Annotated in this window: 16 protein-coding genes; 5 read left to right on the forward strand and 11 right to left on the reverse strand. The window is 67.8% G+C overall.

Features of this window, described 5'->3' with window-relative positions; all coding sequences use genetic code 11:
* Positions 1-34: 34 nt before the first annotated feature.
* The 5 genes from AB0O34_RS08685 to rpsF form a co-directional block, all read right to left on the reverse strand.
* On the reverse strand, positions 35-910 hold the full coding sequence (locus AB0O34_RS08685) for an ABC transporter substrate-binding protein (protein ID WP_363914147.1): 876 nt from the start codon (positions 908-910) through the stop codon (positions 35-37).
* Positions 911-1,151: 241 nt separating this feature from the next.
* Positions 1,152-1,598 (reverse strand): 50S ribosomal protein L9, encoded by a 447-nt coding sequence (gene rplI, locus AB0O34_RS08690; protein WP_363914149.1) that lies wholly within the window; start codon positions 1,596-1,598, stop codon positions 1,152-1,154.
* 14 nt (positions 1,599-1,612) lie between these two features.
* Complete coding sequence (gene rpsR / locus AB0O34_RS08695; RefSeq protein WP_061256131.1) at positions 1,613-1,849, reverse strand: 30S ribosomal protein S18; 237 nt, start codon at positions 1,847-1,849, stop codon at positions 1,613-1,615.
* Between the two features lie 72 nt (positions 1,850-1,921).
* Positions 1,922-2,470, reverse strand: coding sequence for a single-stranded DNA-binding protein (locus AB0O34_RS08700; RefSeq protein WP_363914150.1), 549 nt, complete (start codon positions 2,468-2,470; stop codon positions 1,922-1,924).
* Positions 2,471-2,572: 102 nt separating this feature from the next.
* The gene (gene rpsF, locus AB0O34_RS08705) at positions 2,573-2,863 is read right to left on the reverse strand and encodes a 30S ribosomal protein S6 (RefSeq protein ID WP_358551478.1); all 291 of its coding nucleotides are present in this window, start codon (positions 2,861-2,863) and stop codon (positions 2,573-2,575) included.
* A 227-nt stretch (positions 2,864-3,090) separates the two neighbouring features.
* Between rpsF and AB0O34_RS08710 the strand changes: the two genes are divergently transcribed.
* A complete protein-coding gene (locus AB0O34_RS08710) occupies positions 3,091-3,402 on the forward strand; it encodes a hypothetical protein (RefSeq protein ID WP_363914153.1) in 312 nt (103 codons plus the stop codon).
* 80 nt (positions 3,403-3,482) lie between these two features.
* Here the strand turns inward: AB0O34_RS08710 and AB0O34_RS08715 are convergent, their stop codons facing one another.
* The gene (locus AB0O34_RS08715; protein ID WP_363914155.1) at positions 3,483-3,665 is read right to left on the reverse strand and encodes a hypothetical protein; all 183 of its coding nucleotides are present in this window, start codon (positions 3,663-3,665) and stop codon (positions 3,483-3,485) included.
* A gap of 99 nt (positions 3,666-3,764) precedes the next feature.
* On the opposite strand from AB0O34_RS08715, the gene AB0O34_RS08720 reads away from it, so the two are divergent.
* The gene (locus tag AB0O34_RS08720) at positions 3,765-4,520 is read left to right on the forward strand and encodes a deoxyribonuclease IV (protein ID WP_363914157.1); all 756 of its coding nucleotides are present in this window, start codon (positions 3,765-3,767) and stop codon (positions 4,518-4,520) included.
* A gap of 68 nt (positions 4,521-4,588) precedes the next feature.
* On the opposite strand, the gene AB0O34_RS08725 is transcribed toward AB0O34_RS08720, so the two are convergent.
* From AB0O34_RS08725 to AB0O34_RS08740, 4 genes are all read right to left on the reverse strand, one after another.
* The gene (locus AB0O34_RS08725) at positions 4,589-5,626 is read right to left on the reverse strand and encodes a mannosyltransferase family protein (protein ID WP_363914159.1); all 1,038 of its coding nucleotides are present in this window, start codon (positions 5,624-5,626) and stop codon (positions 4,589-4,591) included.
* 134 nt (positions 5,627-5,760) lie between these two features.
* Positions 5,761-7,110 carry a glycosyltransferase 87 family protein gene (locus tag AB0O34_RS08730; protein ID WP_363914161.1) on the reverse strand — a complete coding sequence of 450 codons (1,350 nt, stop codon included), beginning with the start codon at positions 7,108-7,110 and terminating at the stop codon, positions 5,761-5,763.
* A 12-nt stretch (positions 7,111-7,122) separates the two neighbouring features.
* Positions 7,123-9,474 carry a transglycosylase domain-containing protein gene (locus AB0O34_RS08735; protein ID WP_363914163.1) on the reverse strand — a complete coding sequence of 784 codons (2,352 nt, stop codon included), beginning with the start codon at positions 9,472-9,474 and terminating at the stop codon, positions 7,123-7,125.
* Between the two features lie 646 nt (positions 9,475-10,120).
* The gene (locus AB0O34_RS08740) at positions 10,121-10,528 is read right to left on the reverse strand and encodes a DUF5318 family protein (RefSeq protein WP_363914165.1); all 408 of its coding nucleotides are present in this window, start codon (positions 10,526-10,528) and stop codon (positions 10,121-10,123) included.
* A gap of 145 nt (positions 10,529-10,673) precedes the next feature.
* On the opposite strand from AB0O34_RS08740, the gene AB0O34_RS08745 reads away from it, so the two are divergent.
* Positions 10,674-11,330 carry a PadR family transcriptional regulator gene (locus AB0O34_RS08745; protein ID WP_363914167.1) on the forward strand — a complete coding sequence of 219 codons (657 nt, stop codon included), beginning with the start codon at positions 10,674-10,676 and terminating at the stop codon, positions 11,328-11,330.
* 13 nt (positions 11,331-11,343) lie between these two features.
* The gene (locus AB0O34_RS08750; protein WP_363914169.1) at positions 11,344-12,423 is read left to right on the forward strand and encodes an inositol-3-phosphate synthase; all 1,080 of its coding nucleotides are present in this window, start codon (positions 11,344-11,346) and stop codon (positions 12,421-12,423) included.
* Between the two features lie 118 nt (positions 12,424-12,541).
* On the opposite strand, the gene idi is transcribed toward AB0O34_RS08750, so the two are convergent.
* A complete protein-coding gene (gene idi / locus AB0O34_RS08755) occupies positions 12,542-13,132 on the reverse strand; it encodes an isopentenyl-diphosphate Delta-isomerase (RefSeq protein WP_363914171.1) in 591 nt (196 codons plus the stop codon).
* A gap of 294 nt (positions 13,133-13,426) precedes the next feature.
* Here idi and AB0O34_RS08760 point away from each other — a divergent pair, with 294 nt between their 5' ends.
* The gene (locus AB0O34_RS08760) at positions 13,427-14,725 is read left to right on the forward strand and encodes an MFS transporter (protein WP_363914173.1); all 1,299 of its coding nucleotides are present in this window, start codon (positions 13,427-13,429) and stop codon (positions 14,723-14,725) included.
* The last annotated feature ends 38 nt before the right edge of the window (positions 14,726-14,763 follow it).

Here is a 14,763-nt window from a genome sequence, read left to right on the forward strand (position 1 = left end):
CCGGGATCGACGGAGCCGCTGCCGGACGGATCGCTCATTGCAGTTCCGGCGCACCGGCCGCGGAGCCGAGCCACTGGGACTCGATCTTCGCCAGCTCGCCGGAGGAGGTGAGCTCCCCGATCGCCTTGTTCACGCAGCTCACCAGCGCGCTGCCCTTCTGGAACACCAGGCCGAACTGCTCGGGCGTACCGGACCCGCTGCCGAACTGACCGACGATCTTCGAGCCGTCGACCTGCGCGGCCGTCACGTAGAACGCGGTGGGCAGGTCGACCACCAGGGCGTCCACCTGCTTGTTCTTCAGGGCGGTGACCGCGTCGATCTGCTCGTTGTAGACGTTCGGCTCGGCACTGGGCTTGATGACGTCCTTCACGGCCTGAAGGGAGGTCGTGCCGACCTGGACGCCGATCTTGGCGTTCTTGAGGTCGGCGAGCGAGGTGGCCGAGGCGAACTTCGAGCCGCCCAGCGAGACGGCGGCCTGCTTGACCGTGTAGTAGCCGTCGCTGAAGTCGACGGCTTTGGCCCGCGCCCGGGTGATGGACACCTGGTTGACGTCGAAGTCGAACTGCTTCGGGCCAGGCGCGAAAGCCGAGTTGAACGGGGCGACCGTCCAGGTCACCTCACTTGTCGTGAAGCCCAGCTTGCTCGCCACGGCGTAGGCGACGGCGCTCTCGAATCCCTGGCCGTTCGCCGGCTTGTCGTCCTTGAACCACGGCTCGTAGGCGGGCTTGTCGGTGCCGATGGTCAGGGTGCCCGGCTTGAGCAGCTTGAGCTGGTCCTTGGTGCACGATTCGGACGCGGAGGGGGCGGCGGTGGTCGTGCCGGACGGCGAGGAGGTGTCGGAGGCCGGAGCGCACGCCACCGCCGCCGTCGCGAGGGCGCCGAGCGCCAGCAGCATCGAGGGACGGAGCATCTAGGCCTCCAGAAGGGGGTGTACCCGAGGGAATTCGTCGCTCAGGATATCTGGTACGACGCATTACCACATACAGCCCTAATGCAGATGGAACCCGACCCTCCAGCAACCCATGCCTCAGGCGGCGGCAGTCCCTGTGGGGACGGCCGTTTCGCGCATCGGGAGACGCCGAAGGGCCCCTCCCCGGATCGGGAAGGAGCCCTTCTTCACCTCACGAGCTTTTACCTCACGAGCTGGTCGCTCAGGAGCCGACGACCTCGACGTCAAGGTTGGCCGCGACCTCAGGGTGCAGCCGGACCGAGACGCGGTGGGAACCGACGCTCTTGATCGCGTTCGTGATCTCGATGCGGCGACGGTCGAGCAGCGGACCGCCGGCGGCCTTGACCGCGTCGGCGATGTCACCGGTCGTCACCGAACCGAACAGGCGGCCGGAGTCGCCCGCCCGCGTCTTCAGCGTCACCCGGAGGGAACCGAGCCTGCCGGCGACCTCCTTGGCGGTGCCGAGGTCACGGATCTCGCGGGCGTCGCGCGCCTTCTTGATCGAATCGATCTGCTTCTCGCCGCCACGGGTCCAGCGCATGGCGAACCCGCGCGGGATCAGGTAGTTGCGGCCGTAGCCGTCCTTGACCTCGACGATGTCACCGGGGGCGCCGAGGCCCGAGACCTCGTTGGTGAGAATGAGCTTCATGTCTCCGCCTCCTGTCAGCGCGCGGTGCTCGTGTACGGCAGCAAGGCCATCTCACGGGCATTCTTGATCGCGGTCGCCACGTCACGCTGGTGCTGGGTGCAGTTGCCCGTCACCCGGCGGGCACGGATCTTGCCGCGGTCGGAGATGAACTTCCGAAGCAGCGCCGTGTCCTTGTAGTCGACGTAGGAGATCTTGTCATGGCAGAACAGGCAAACCTTTTTCTTCGGCTTGCGCAGTGCCGGCTTCGCCATCGTGGTGCTCCTCCTAAGAGAGCCCCGCAAGATGCGGGAATGGTCGATCGGTTACTGGGATTGAACTACTGATCAGAAAGGCGGTTCGTCGCTGAGGTCGCCGCCACCCTGGGAGCCGCCGAAGCCGCCGCCCTGGTTGTAGCCACCACCGCCGCCACCGCCGTAGCCACCGCCACCCGAAGGTGCCGGAGTGGCCGAGGCCCACGGGTCGTCGGCGCCGCCGCCGAACCCGCCGCCACCGCCACCGCCCTGACGGGCGGTCTTGTTGACCTTGCACGTGGCGTTACGAAGGGACGGGCCGACCTCGTCGGCCTCGACCTCGTAGACGGTGCGCTTCTCGCCTTCCTTGGTCTCGTACGACCGCTGGCGCAGCCGCCCCTGAACGATGACCCGCATGCCGCGCTGGAGGCTCTCGGCGACGTTCTCCGCCGCCTGGCGCCACACGTTGCAGGTCAGGAAGAGGCTCTCGCCGTCCTTCCACTCGTTGGTCTGTTTGTCCATGAACCGCGGAGTGGATGCGATGCGGAACCGGGCCACGGCCTGCCCCGAAGGGGTGAAACGCAGCTCCGGATCGTCGACAAGGTTGCCGACGATGGTGATCGTTGTGTCGCCTGCTGCCATCGGTCGCTTTCGCCTTCCTGCGTGAATCTGCGCAGCCTGTAGGGCCTCAGAGTACGGCTACCGCCCGACAAAAAGCCGGGCTTCGGCATGACCCGAAGCCGCTCAGTGCATGTCGGGACGCAGCACCTTGGTACGCAGGATGCCCTCGTTCAGGTTGAGCTGGCGGTCCAGCTCCTTGACCGTGGCGGGCTCGGCCGTGAGGTCGACGACGGCGTAGATGCCCTCGGACTTCTTGATGATGTCGTAAGCCAGCCGGCGACGACCCCACACGTCGACCTTCTCCACGGTGCCGCCGTCATTGCGGACGACAGTGAGGAACTGGTCGAGCGAGGGAGTCACCGTGCGCTCATCGAGGGACGGGTCAAGGATGACCATCAGTTCGTAGCGACGCATGCGGACTTCCAACCTCCTCTGGACTCTTGCGGTCACGACACCATGCCGTGACAGGAGGACGCCGGCGTTCTCGTGCCGCCTTCGGTGGCGGAGCGAGTAGCGCGGTTGATAACACGCGCATAACAAACGCGGCCCCAGAAGTCTACCAGGGCCGGCCGACTGCCCGGCCGTGATTGTCGGCCGCCTGTAAGGGGAACGTCACGGAGAGAAGAGAGGAGGTGGCCGCCATGCCACAAGCCCTTGGCCCTACCGAGAGCGAGCCCTTCCGCCTCACCCTCAACTCCGACGGCAGGAAGCACACCCGCGAGAACACGTTGACCATGGTCGCGATCGCCTGCGGTCTGGTGGCGTTCGTGAGCGGGTTCGTCGTCAGCGCCCACATGGTCGCCTCGTGGGCCGGGCTGGTGGGGTTCTTCGTCGGGATGTACTCACAGTATGTCTCGGCCACGACCGCTGAGCGCTCGGTCAACATCGTCGCCATCGTCATGTCGTTCGTCGGCGTGGCGACGGGCATCTACCACGGCGGGTTCATTCCTTGACGGCGACGCCAGAAGCGGCACGAACGGCGGGGCGCCCCCCGAGGCGCCCCCGTCGGGGTGTCAGGTAGGCCGAAGCGATCTCAGCCCCCGATATGGAGGTCGACGCCGAGCAGGATCAGGAACCAGAGGAAGATCGCGATGAGTGCCTGGGCGACCTTCTTGAGCAGGCTGGGCGTGATGTAGTCGTGAACCCAAGCGACGTAGATCCCGATGAGGATGTAGATCAGGCCTAACAGGCTGATTCCGCGGCGGCGATAGGCCACTGTCGTCTCCTATGTCTCACGGTACGCGGGTTTCTGGGCGTACCAACCCGGCGCTCCACCTGCCCATGGGCGGGTTCTTGAAACGGCTACGCTCGTCCCATGGTGCGTATCGGAGCTCACGTCGACCAAGACGACCCCCTGGCTCACGCCACGGCGCGAAAGGCCGAGGTCGTGCAGTTCTTCCTCGGTGACCCCCAGGGATGGAAGGGGCCGGTCATCCCGGCCTCCGCCGACGTCCTGAGGGCGTCGGAGGTCGACGTCTACGTCCACGCCCCCTACGTGATCAACGTCGCGACCGCGAACAACCGCATCCGCATCCCGAGCCGCAAGCTTCTCGCGAGCCAGCTGGAGGCCGCGGCCTCGATCGGCGCCAAGGGCCTGATCGTGCACGGCGGCCACGTCGGCAAGGACGACGACCCCGAGGTCGGCTTCGACAACTGGCGCAAGGTGTTCGAGCGGCTCGAGACCCCCATCCCGGTGCTCATCGAGAACACCGCGGGCGGCGGCAACGCCATGGCGCGCAAGCTGGAGCGCGTGGCCCGCCTGTGGGAGGCGCTCGACGGCTTCGACGTGGGCTTCTGCCTGGACACCTGCCACGCCCACGCCGGCGGCGAGGAGCTGGTGGACGTGGTCGAGCGCGTCAAGGCCATCACCGGCCGCATCGACCTGGTGCACTGCAACGACTCGCGGGACGCCTTCGACTCCGGGGCCGACCGGCACGCCAACCTGGGCAACGGCCAGATCGACCCCGAGCTGATCCTTGGCGTGTGCCGCGCGGCCGGGGCGCCGATCGTGGTGGAGACCCCGGGCGACGGCCAGGCGGCCGACATCGCCTTCCTTCGTGATCACCTTTGATCCACAGCCTGTGGATAAGTCCCTGGATTACTCCGCCGGGAAGTGGGTAAAGGCTGCGGCTCAGCGCCTCAGCCTGCCCATGCCCCGCTGATGAAGGTCATGGTGTTGAGCACCATCAGCGGCCCCGCGACCAGCGCGTACAGCACGAGCACCGGCCGGCGCCGCGCCGAGACCTGGCCGAGCATGACCCAGAGCGGCCACCACAGCAGCAGGGCGCGCGGGATCGACAGGTAGTACGCGGAGAAGACGAGCGCCCCGAGCTGGAGCCCGACGTAGACCAGCTCGCTCCACCGCCGCGCGAGGAGCAGCCAGATCACCACGGCGAACCCCACGAGCGCGCCGGCGATCTCCATGCGGAACGCCCAGACGAACTGGCCGTCGCCCGCGGCCATCTGCCAGGTCGTCCAGAACGACTGCCACGGCCACACCATCTGCCGTCCCCAGCCCGCCTCCTGGGCGTGCTGCCAGGCGAGCCAGTCGCCCGTACGTCTGTGCTGGTAGGCGGAGTAGAGGATGAGCGGCAGGAACGGGACCAGCAGCCACGCGGCCTTGCCGGCCCGGCCCCGGCGCATGACGAACTCCACGATGAGAGCCAGGGCCAGGAACAGTCCTGTGATGCGCACGCACGAGGCGCCGGCGGCGAGCAGGCCGGCGGCCATCCAGTTCTGGCGGCGCGCGTAGAGCCAGGCGGGCACCGCGAAGGCCAGGAAGAGCGACTCGGTGTACCCCGCGAACAGGAACACCGCCGTGGGGCAGAGCAGGAGCGCCAGAACGGCCCGCCAACCGGTGCCCGCGGGGCCCTCGAACTCGCCGAGCCTCGCCAGCGCCGTCATCGCGACCAGCCCCGCGACGAGCGAGATGATCAGGCCGGCGAGCGACCAGTCGGGCACGATCACATGGACCAGGCGCAGGGCGAGGGGCACGCCGGGGAAGAAGGCCGGAAGCCCGGCGTCGGGGTCGGCGGCGGGGTCTCCGTCATAGCCGTACTTCGCGATGTCCACCAGGAGCTTGGCGTCCCAGTGCTGCCAGCGCTCCATGAACGGCGTGAGGAGCTTGTCCCCCGCCAGCACGCTCGCTCCCACCGTCGCCGCGACGACGATCCCCAAGCGCGATCCGAGCCACAGAACCAGGACATCGCTGTCGGACTGGCGTACCCAGGGCACCCGAGAAACGGTCTCCTGGGGGGAGGTCTGCACACGAAGGAGGATAGAGGGTCATCCTGGAAATCCGATCAGGAACGTCAGGCCGCGCTCGACGCCGGCCGGTCCTGGAGCGCCCGCGGAGTCACCCGCAGGACGATGCGGTCCTCGGCCCCGTCGAAGACGCCGCCGGTCGGGTCGTCCATGCCGCCCCGCCGGATCACGTCGTGCTCGGGCCGCAGGATGTCCCTGACCACGAACGCCGCCATGATCGCGATCGTGACGGCCCGGCCCCAGACCGCGGTGAAGTACGTGCCGTCGCTGATCCCGAGAGACTCGTTACCGGGCTGGATGCCGACCAGGTAGAGCCAGATCGCGAAGAAGTACCAGCACTCGGCCACCTGCCAGAGCAGCAGCGGCTTCCAGTTCGGCCGGGCCAGCACCGCGAACGGCACCAGCCACAGCACGTACTGCGGGGACCACACCTTGTTGGTCACCATGAACGCGGCGAGGACCAGGAAGCAGAGCTGCATCAGCCTCGGCCGGGTGCGCGAGGTGAGGGCCAGCACGGCGATGGCCAGGCACAGCACGCCGAACGACACGATGCCGAGCATGTCGATGCGGCTGGGATCCCCGAGGATCGGCCACTGCTTCATCTGGAAGAAGTACCAGACCGAACCCCAGTCGGCTCCGCGCTCACTGCTGAAGGCGTAGAACTTCTTCCAGCCCTTGAACGCGAGGAGCATGAACGGCAGGTTCACGACCACCCAGGTGATCACCGTGCCGCCGAGCGTCCAGAAGAAGGCCTGGAACCTGCGGGTGCGCAGCGCCAGCAGGAACAGCGGCCCGAAGAAGACGAGCGGGTAGAACTTCGTGGCGATCGCCAGGCCCAGCAGCACCCCGGCCAGGAAGTGCCTGTTCCTCGACCAGGCGAGGAAGGCCCCGAGGCTGAGGGCCCCGCACAGCAGGTCCCAGTTGATGAACGCCGTGAGGATGAGCGCGGGCGCGAGCGCGTACCAGGCGGCGTCCCAGGGACGGCCCTGCATGCCGGCCAGCGACGCCATGACCAGCACGCCCACGATCAGCGACGCCGCCATGACGAGCACGGTGAGGTCGTAGAACCAGACCCCCGGCTCGTTCAGCCCGGACACGATCTTCTGGATGACCCACATCAGGGAGCCGATGCCGACGGGGTACTCCACGTCGTGGCCGAAGTACGGCGCGAGCCCCTGGTCCAGCTTCTCGTTCCACCACAGCGGATAGATGTCGGTGTAGCAGAAGTTGAGGAACTGCTGGGTGCCGTCGTTCCACGCCCCGCCGAGCCGGCACGGCGCCTTCCAGGCGTACGCGAGCACGGCCCCGAGGGCCGCGAGCAGCCCAAGGGGAAGCAAGGGCAGCACGGCACGGGCCACGGGGCCGGCGGGACCTGGGGCGTACGTCGATCGGCTCATGGCGTTATCCGATCACCGGCTGGGAGTGGGCGTCGAGCGGCGCCCGCCCGTGAGCGTCGGTGAGGGCGTCGGCGGTGGCGGCGTGGTCGAGGTGCCGCCTGAGGTGTCGCCCTGGTTGACCGGGTCGCCGCCTCCGTTGTTGCAGGCGTCGTCCCAGGGAAGGCAGCCGCCTCCGTTGTCGCCGCCGCCGTTGTCCCCGCCGCCGCCGTTGTCGTTCGGCCAGCCGTTGTCGTCCGGGAAGCCCGGGTCGGTCGGCGTGGGGGTGGGCGTCGGGGTCGGCTTGGGCACGAGGTCGAGCGGCGAGCCGATGTTGGTCGGCGGCGGGAACTCCATGACCTTCTCGCCCTTCATGGCCTCGGCCATGAACGCCCGCCAGACGCGGGCCGGAACGGTGCCTCCGTCGAAGTTGTTGCCCAGGGACAGCTCGGCGCCGCTCTTGCGGTCTTCCTTGTACATGCCGACCGCCGACGACAGTTGCGGGGTGAAGCCGACGAACCAGGCTTCCTTGTTGTCGTTGTTCGTGCCGGTCTTGCCCGCGACCGGACGGTCGGGCAGGGCCGCGGCCGTACCGGTGCCGCCCTTGACCACGGACTGCAGGGCGACGATGGCATCCGCGGCCACCTCTTCGGAGATGACCTGTTTGGGCGTCTTGTCCTCGGGGATGACCTCGATCTTGTCGGGGCCGATCACCCTGATGACGGTGTGAGTCGGGTAGTGCTTGCCGGCGTTGGCGAAGATCGAATAACCGCCCGCCTGCTCCACGGGGGTCACGCCGGCGCTGCCGATGGAGAACAGGAACCGGTGGTCGTTGACGTCCTTGTCGAGGCTGTCCTTGCTCAGGCCCGCGTCCTCGGCGATGCGCTTGACGGCGTCCAGGCCGACCTCGGCGCCCATCTGGCCGAAGGCCGTGTTGATGGAGTGCTGCGTCGCGTAGATGATGTCCATCGACGCCGGCGTCGAGTGGCCGTTGGAGATCGGCGTCGTGCCTTCGAGCTTGAGCGGCTGCTTGCCCGTCACGTAGCTCTTCAGGCTGTGGCCCGCCTCCAGCCACGCCGCCAGCACGTACGGCTTGAACGCCGACGCCGCCTGCTTGCGGGCCTGGAAGGCCTCGTTGAACTGGTCGGGATGCTTGCCCAGGTAGTCGTTGCCGCCGTAGAAGGCGACCACCCGGCCGTTGCGCGGGTCGATGGCGGCGAGGCCGGTGTGGACCTCCCTCGGGAGCCCGGCGGTGGTCTGGACGACGGCCTTCTTCGCGGCGAGCATGAGGTTCTTGTCGAAGGTGGTGTAGATCTTGTAGCCACCGGTCTCGATCTCGGAGCGCGGCAGCCCCTTGGACTCCAGCTCCTTGAGCGCCTCGGTCAGCATGTAGCCGCGCAGCCCGCCGAACGCCGAGGAATCCCTGCGGGCTTTCGGCGTCGGGAACTTCAGCGTCGTCGGAAGGCTGCCGTACTCCTTGGGGTTGAGCTTCGCCATCTGCCCGAGGACGTAGTTGAAGCGGAACTGGGTGCCGGAGTAGTTCTTCTTCTCCTCGGCGAGGTCGAAGTTGCCCGGCTGCTGGATGCGTCCGGCGAGGTAGGCGCCCTCGGCCTTGGTCAGCTTCTTGACGCCGTGACCGAAGAACTTCTGAGCGGCGGCCTGGATGCCATAGGTGTTGCGACCGAAGGGGACGGTGTTCAGGTAGTACTCGAGAACCTTCTTCTTGTCCCAGTCCTTGTCCAGCTTGATCGCGATGAAGATCTCCTTGACCTTCCTCTTGACCGCTACCTCCTGGCTGAGGCCATTGAAGTAGTTCCTCGCCATCTGCTGGGTGATCGTGGACGCGCCCTGCAGCTGTGTTCCGGTCGCGGTGCTCCAGGCCGACCGCGCGATGCCGGACAGGGAGATGCCGGGGTCGGTCCAGAACGTGTCGTTCTCGGCCGCGATCACCGCGTCCTGGACGTACTTCGGCACGTCTTCGAGCTTGACGGCCTTGCGCTCGGTGCCCAGGCGGGCCATGGCCGTGCCGTCCGCGTAGTAGAAGGTGCTGCCCTGGGCGGTGGCCGCCGCCTGGGCATCCTTTTCGCTCGGCAGCGGAGTGTTGGCGTACGCGACGGCGATCATGCCGAAGACACCGGCCGCCAGAACGGCGAAGCCGACCATCACGATCTTCCAGTTGGGGACGAACCGCCGCCAGCCCGTACGGCCGCGCGGCTCGTCGTCCTTGGCGCGCCGCCTGCCGGGGCCGTCACCGGGAGGCCGGTCGCCCGGGCCCCTGCCACCTGGACCACCTGGACCACCCGAGCCGGGACCACCTGAGCCTGGACCGCCTGAGCCTGGACCGCCGCCCGCCCTGCGGCTGCGCCTGGCGCCCATGTCGCGGCTCACGACGGTCTCGGAGCCCGAGACGTCGCGCCGGGACGTGCCCTGACCGGGCGGAGGCAGCTGCCCTATGGACTGGGTGTCCTCGAAGGCCGCCTCGGAACGCCGGCCCCGCGACTCACCCGCGGATCGGCGAGGATCGCCGCCGGCCGGGAAGGCCTCTGGGCGCGAGCGGGGATCCGGGGACCCTGAGCGGGCGCGGGGGTCCGCCGAGGCCTGGCGCGTACGCGGGTCGGCGGGTCCGGGGCGAGAGCGTGGATCGGGCGCGCCGGACCGAGAACGCGGATCAGGCGCGCCGGACCACGAGCGGGGGTCGCCCGCGCCGGTCCGGGGGTCGCCGGAGCGGCCGGGTGGCGGACCCTGCGGCGGGGCGGCACGCCACCCGGAGGCCGGGTCGGGTGCCGGTGCGGGGGGCGGTGACGGGTGTCCACCGGCGGGCGCGCCCTCTGGGGCAGAGCGACGGCGCCGCCCGGGGCGAGCGGATCCGCCGGGGCCCTCGACTTGGTCGGGGCGGCCGGTCGGCTCGGAGCCATAGCTGCTGTAACTCACGCGTCCTCGTTGGGTCATCTGGCGATCTGGAGGGTCTTCGACGTCTGTCAGCGGCAGGCGGGGAGGCGTGCCTCCTGAGCTGGGGAGCTCGACTGCGCTGGACCTACGTCTCCGCGGTCTGTCCGTCTTTGCCGGAGTTGCCCGGTGGCCCGCCGTTGCCTAGGACGAAGGAAACCGTCAGGTGATTCCATGAACAACCTTGGCAGACCTCAACAACGTAGACCCGGAATTCCTCGTATTCATGGGCCATCTGAACAAGGTCTGACGTGGCTTTTACACGACCTGCGCTGCGGCCAAGCTGGTCGCCGTACACATATGTGACATGGGTCACGTTCCGGTACTCACAAATTGGGCAGACGCGCTGCGTGGGCTCACCGTGATATCTGGCCGCACGTAGAAGGTAGGGATGAGCGTCGCACACGTCACTCCTGGCCGCGCGACCCGAGCGGAGCGACTGGACGGTCGCCCGCTTCGCAAGGCCGTAGTCCACGACCCCTCGCTGTGACCACATGGGCGCCAGACTACGACTTTTTTGGCTATTCCGCCCAACCGCTTGAGCTTTTGCTGATTGCACACTATGCCGACGCGACGTATCCTCTGGATGTATCGGCTCGATACATCGGCAGAACACATCGATGCGGGAGGGGGCGGTTCCAGTGGCGGTCAGCAGAGGCGGAGTCCTGGAACTGGCCGTGCTCGGCTCGCTTCACGAGACCCCTTTGCACGGCTATGAGCTGCGGAAACGGCTCAACGCCCTGCTCGGCATGTTTCGCGCGTTCTCCTACGGCTCGCTCTATCCGTGCCTTCGGCAGCTGCTGGCCGACGGCCTCATCGCGGAGGAGCAGCCGGACGACCGCGGCCCATGCACCACGACGCAGAGCCCGCGCGACACCTCTCTGCCGCTCACCGGCCGACGGTCGAAGATCGTCTACATGCTGACGGCCGAGGGCAAGGAGCGCCTTCACGAGCTGCTCACCCAGGCGGGGCCTTCCTCCTGGGAAGACGAGAGCTTCGGCGTTCATTTCGCGTTTTTCCGCCACACAGAGGCCGAGGTACGGCTGCGCATCCTCGAAGGCCGCAGAAGCCGCTTGGAAGAGCGACTCGACGGGGTTCGCACCGCTCTGGCCCGCACGCGTGAGCGGCTGGACAGTTACACCCTGGAATTACAGCGCCACGGTTTGGAATCAGTCGAGCGTGAAGTGCGCTGGCTGAACGAGCTGATCGATACCGAACGTGCGCAAGCCGTCCGGCCAAAAACGGACAGGGCGGAGGCGCAGGACGCCGAGCCCGTTCCTGATAAGACAAATGAGTAAAGGAGCGAGTGCGATGGGTTCCGTGCGCGTAGCCATCGTCGGAGTCGGCAACTGTGCCGCGGCGCTGGTGCAGGGCGTGCAGTTCTACAAGGACGCCGACCCCGCCAGCCGGGTGCCGGGCCTGATGCACGTCCAGTTCGGCGACTACCACGTCGGTGACGTGGAGTTCGTCGCGGCGTTCGACGTCGACGCCAAGAAGGTCGGCCGCGACCTGTCCGAGGCGATCGTGGCCTCGGAGAACAACACGATCAAGATCTGCGACGTGCCGCCGACCGGCGTCACCGTGCAGCGTGGCCCGACCTACGACGGTCTCGGCGAGTACTACCGCGAGATGATCGAGGAGTCCGACGAGACTCCGGCCGACGTGGTCGCGGTGCTCAAGGAGGCCCGGGTCGACGTCCTGGTGTCCTACCTTCCCGTGGGTTCGGAGGAGGCCGACCGCTTCTACGCCCAGTGCGCCATCGACGCGGGCGTCGCCTTCGTCAACGCGCTTCCGGTCTTCATCGCCTCCGACCCGGTCTGGGCGAAGAAGTTCACCGACGCCGGCGTCCCGATCGTGGGCGACGACATCAAGTCGCAGGTCGGCGCGACCATCACCCACCGGGTCATGGCCAAGCTCTTCGAGGACCGCGGGGTCGAGCTGCTGCGCACGTACCAGCTCAACTTCGGTGGCAACATGGACTTCATGAACATGCTGGAGCGCAAGCGCCTCCAGTCGAAGAAGATCTCCAAGACGCAGTCCGTCACGTCGCAGATCCCGCACGAGATGGCGAAGGCCGACGTCCACATCGGCCCGTCGGACCACGTGCCGTGGCTGGACGACCGCAAGTGGGCCTATGTCCGCCTTGAGGGCAGGTCCTTCGGGGACACCCCGCTGAACCTCGAGTACAAGCTGGAGGTCTGGGACTCCCCCAACTCCGCCGGCGTCATCATCGACGCGGTGCGTGCCGCCAAGATCGCCATGGACCGCGGCATCGGTGGTCCGATCCTGTCGGCTTCGTCCTACTTCATGAAGTCGCCGCCGGAGCAGTACTCCGACGACGACGCCCGCGAGTCCGTCGAAAAGTTCATCCGCGGCGAGATCGAGCGCTGACACGCCCGGGGAGCGACCAACGGCGACCGTGCGCGAGCACCGGGCGCGGGGCCGCCGCCGACATATGTGATGAGGAAGCGTCCGGAATCATCCGGGCGCTTCCTTGTGTATGGACTCCCTAACGGGGACTCCTCGCCGCCGGAGGCAGGTCCGCAGGGTCGGCGGCCTCCCAGGTGGACGGGTCGGCGCCGAGAGCGGTGAGGAGCGGCACCTGCTCACCGCACCAAGGGGAGATCGCGAGCAGGCCGCTCATGACGTCGTTGGTGAATTCCTTCCAGGGCATCCACCGGGTCTCCCCCACCTCGTCCGGGTTGGGCCGCGGATCGCCGGAGACAATGGCCCGGTAGACCGGGCACATCTCGTGCTCCACCGTGCCGTCCTGCATCACCGCGCGGTACGCGAAGGCGGGGAGCATCAGTTCGAGGCTGTCGGCGGTGAGGCCGAGCTCGTACGAGAGCCTGCGGACGACCGCCTCCACGGGAGGCTCGCCCGGCAACGGGTGCCCGCAGCAGCTGTTGGTCCACACCCCCGGCCAGGTGCGCTTGTGAGACGCGCGCCGGGTCAGCAGGACCCTTCCCTCGTCGTCGAAGACATAGCAGGAGAACGCCAGGTGCAGGGGCGTGTCGGCGCCGTGCACCACGGACTTGGGAGCGGTGCCGATGGCCTCGCCTTCGGCGTTCACGAGCACGACCTGTTCGTCATTGGTCACTCGATCGAGGGTACGTGATCATGTCTAGTGCGGCCATGTGCCCGCCTCGCCGTGGGGACCGTTTGCCGGACACGCGTCATCCCCGGGTGTGGAAACGTCCTCCCAGGTGGACCAAGCGTCTACCTTGGGCAACGCCGAAAGGAACACGGCCCGACCAATGACGTGGTAAGCGACCAGACCGCCTCGAAAGCGGCTATCCACCGCGACCAGCCAGAGCGGCGCGCGTTCTCCCCCTAGCCATATCGGGGATGTTCCCGATGTGGCGTTCCACACAGGGCCAGTAGGCTGGCCCGCGTGACCTACGTCTCCGACCTTCGTGCCGTCCTTCGAGGCCGGGACTTCAGACGTCTGTTCGCCACCCGCCTGGTCTCGCAGTTCTCCGACGGTGTCTTCCAGTTCGCTGTGGCGGGCTACGCCTTCTTCATGCCCGAGAAGCAGACCAGCGCGGCCGAAGCGGCTGTCGCGTTCGCGGTTCTCCTGCTTCCCTACTCCATCCTCGGCCCGTTCGCCGGGGTGTTCATCGACCGCTGGTCGCGCCGCCAGATCCTGGTGATCGCGCCGATCGTCCGGGGCGTCCTGCTGATCCTCGCCGCCATGCTGGTGGCGCTGAACGCGCCCGACTGGTGCTTCTACGGCGCCGCCCTCGCGGTGCTCGGGGTCAACCGCTTCTTCCTGTCGGCTCTCGGCGCCGCGCTGCCCCACGTGGTGGACGGAGAACGCCTGCTGCTGGCGAACGCCGTCACCCCGACGTCCGGCACGGTCATCACGTTCGTCGGAGCCGGCATGGGATACGTGCTCCGCCTCGCCTTCGGCGCCGAGCACAGCGGTACGGCCATGCTGCTGGTCGTCTCGGGCGTGGTGTTCGGCCTGAGCGCGCTGATCGCCTCCACCATGCACAGGTCCCTGCTCGGCCCCTCGTACAACCCGAACCGGCCGCAGGCCCGCGAGGCCGTCCGCAACGTGATCAGCGGCATGATCGACGGCGCCCGTCACATCGTGCACCTGCGGGCCCCGGCCGCCGCGCTGGCGAGCATGGCCGCCCACCGATTCCTCTACGGCATGTTCATCGTCATGACCGTGATGCTCTACCGGTTCTACTTCACCACGAACGTCGAGGCCGGCCTCAGCCACATCACGGGGGTGCTCGCCACCTCGGGCCTCGGCTTCTTCGTGGCCGCGCTGATCACCCCGTGGGCCACCCAGCGCTTCCGCCCCGAGGCGTGGATCCCGATCATGCTTGTGCTGTCGGGCGTGCTTGAGCTGCTGCTCTGCCTGCCGTTCCAGCAGATCGGGTTCCTCGCGGCGGGCTTCGTCCTCGGCGTGACCGGGCAGAGCGTGAAGATCTGCACCGACACGATCGTGCAGCGTGACGTCGAGGACGCCTATCTCGGCCGGGTGTTCTCGATCTACGACATGCTCTTCAACGGGATGTTCGTGCTGGCGGCCGTCGTCGTGGCACTGATCCTCCCGGCCAACGGCAAGTCGTACGTCGTGCTGCTGATCGCCTCCGTGGGCTACGTCCTCAGCGCCCTCGGCTACCGCCTGATCGCCGGAAAGACCACTCCCCTCACCCCCCAGGAAGTCGCCCAGTAGCCGCACAGCCCGCGCCCGGCGACCCGCCACGGCGGCCC

The organism is Sphaerisporangium sp. NPDC088356 (genome assembly GCF_040685555.1).
Lineage (GTDB): Bacteria > Actinomycetota > Actinomycetes > Streptosporangiales > Streptosporangiaceae > Sphaerisporangium.

Excerpts from the sequence above, each read along its gene's own strand:
- AB0O34_RS08685 (WP_363914147.1), bottom strand. The coding sequence starts at position 910 with ATGCTCCGTCCCTCGATGCTGCTGGCGCTCGGCGCCCTCGCGACGGCG.
- rplI (WP_363914149.1), bottom strand. The coding sequence starts at position 1,598 with ATGAAGCTCATTCTCACCAACGAGGTCTCGGGCCTCGGCGCCCCCGGT.
- rpsR (WP_061256131.1), bottom strand. The coding sequence starts at position 1,849 with ATGGCGAAGCCGGCACTGCGCAAGCCGAAGAAAAAGGTTTGCCTGTTC.
- AB0O34_RS08700 (WP_363914150.1), bottom strand. The coding sequence starts at position 2,470 with ATGGCAGCAGGCGACACAACGATCACCATCGTCGGCAACCTTGTCGAC.
- rpsF (WP_358551478.1), bottom strand. The coding sequence starts at position 2,863 with ATGCGTCGCTACGAACTGATGGTCATCCTTGACCCGTCCCTCGATGAG.
- AB0O34_RS08710 (WP_363914153.1), top strand. The coding sequence starts at position 3,091 with ATGCCACAAGCCCTTGGCCCTACCGAGAGCGAGCCCTTCCGCCTCACC.
- AB0O34_RS08720 (WP_363914157.1), top strand. The coding sequence starts at position 3,765 with ATGGTGCGTATCGGAGCTCACGTCGACCAAGACGACCCCCTGGCTCAC.
- AB0O34_RS08730 (WP_363914161.1), bottom strand. The coding sequence starts at position 7,110 with ATGAGCCGATCGACGTACGCCCCAGGTCCCGCCGGCCCCGTGGCCCGT.
- AB0O34_RS08740 (WP_363914165.1), bottom strand. The coding sequence starts at position 10,528 with ATGTGGTCACAGCGAGGGGTCGTGGACTACGGCCTTGCGAAGCGGGCG.
- AB0O34_RS08750 (WP_363914169.1), top strand. The coding sequence starts at position 11,344 with ATGGGTTCCGTGCGCGTAGCCATCGTCGGAGTCGGCAACTGTGCCGCG.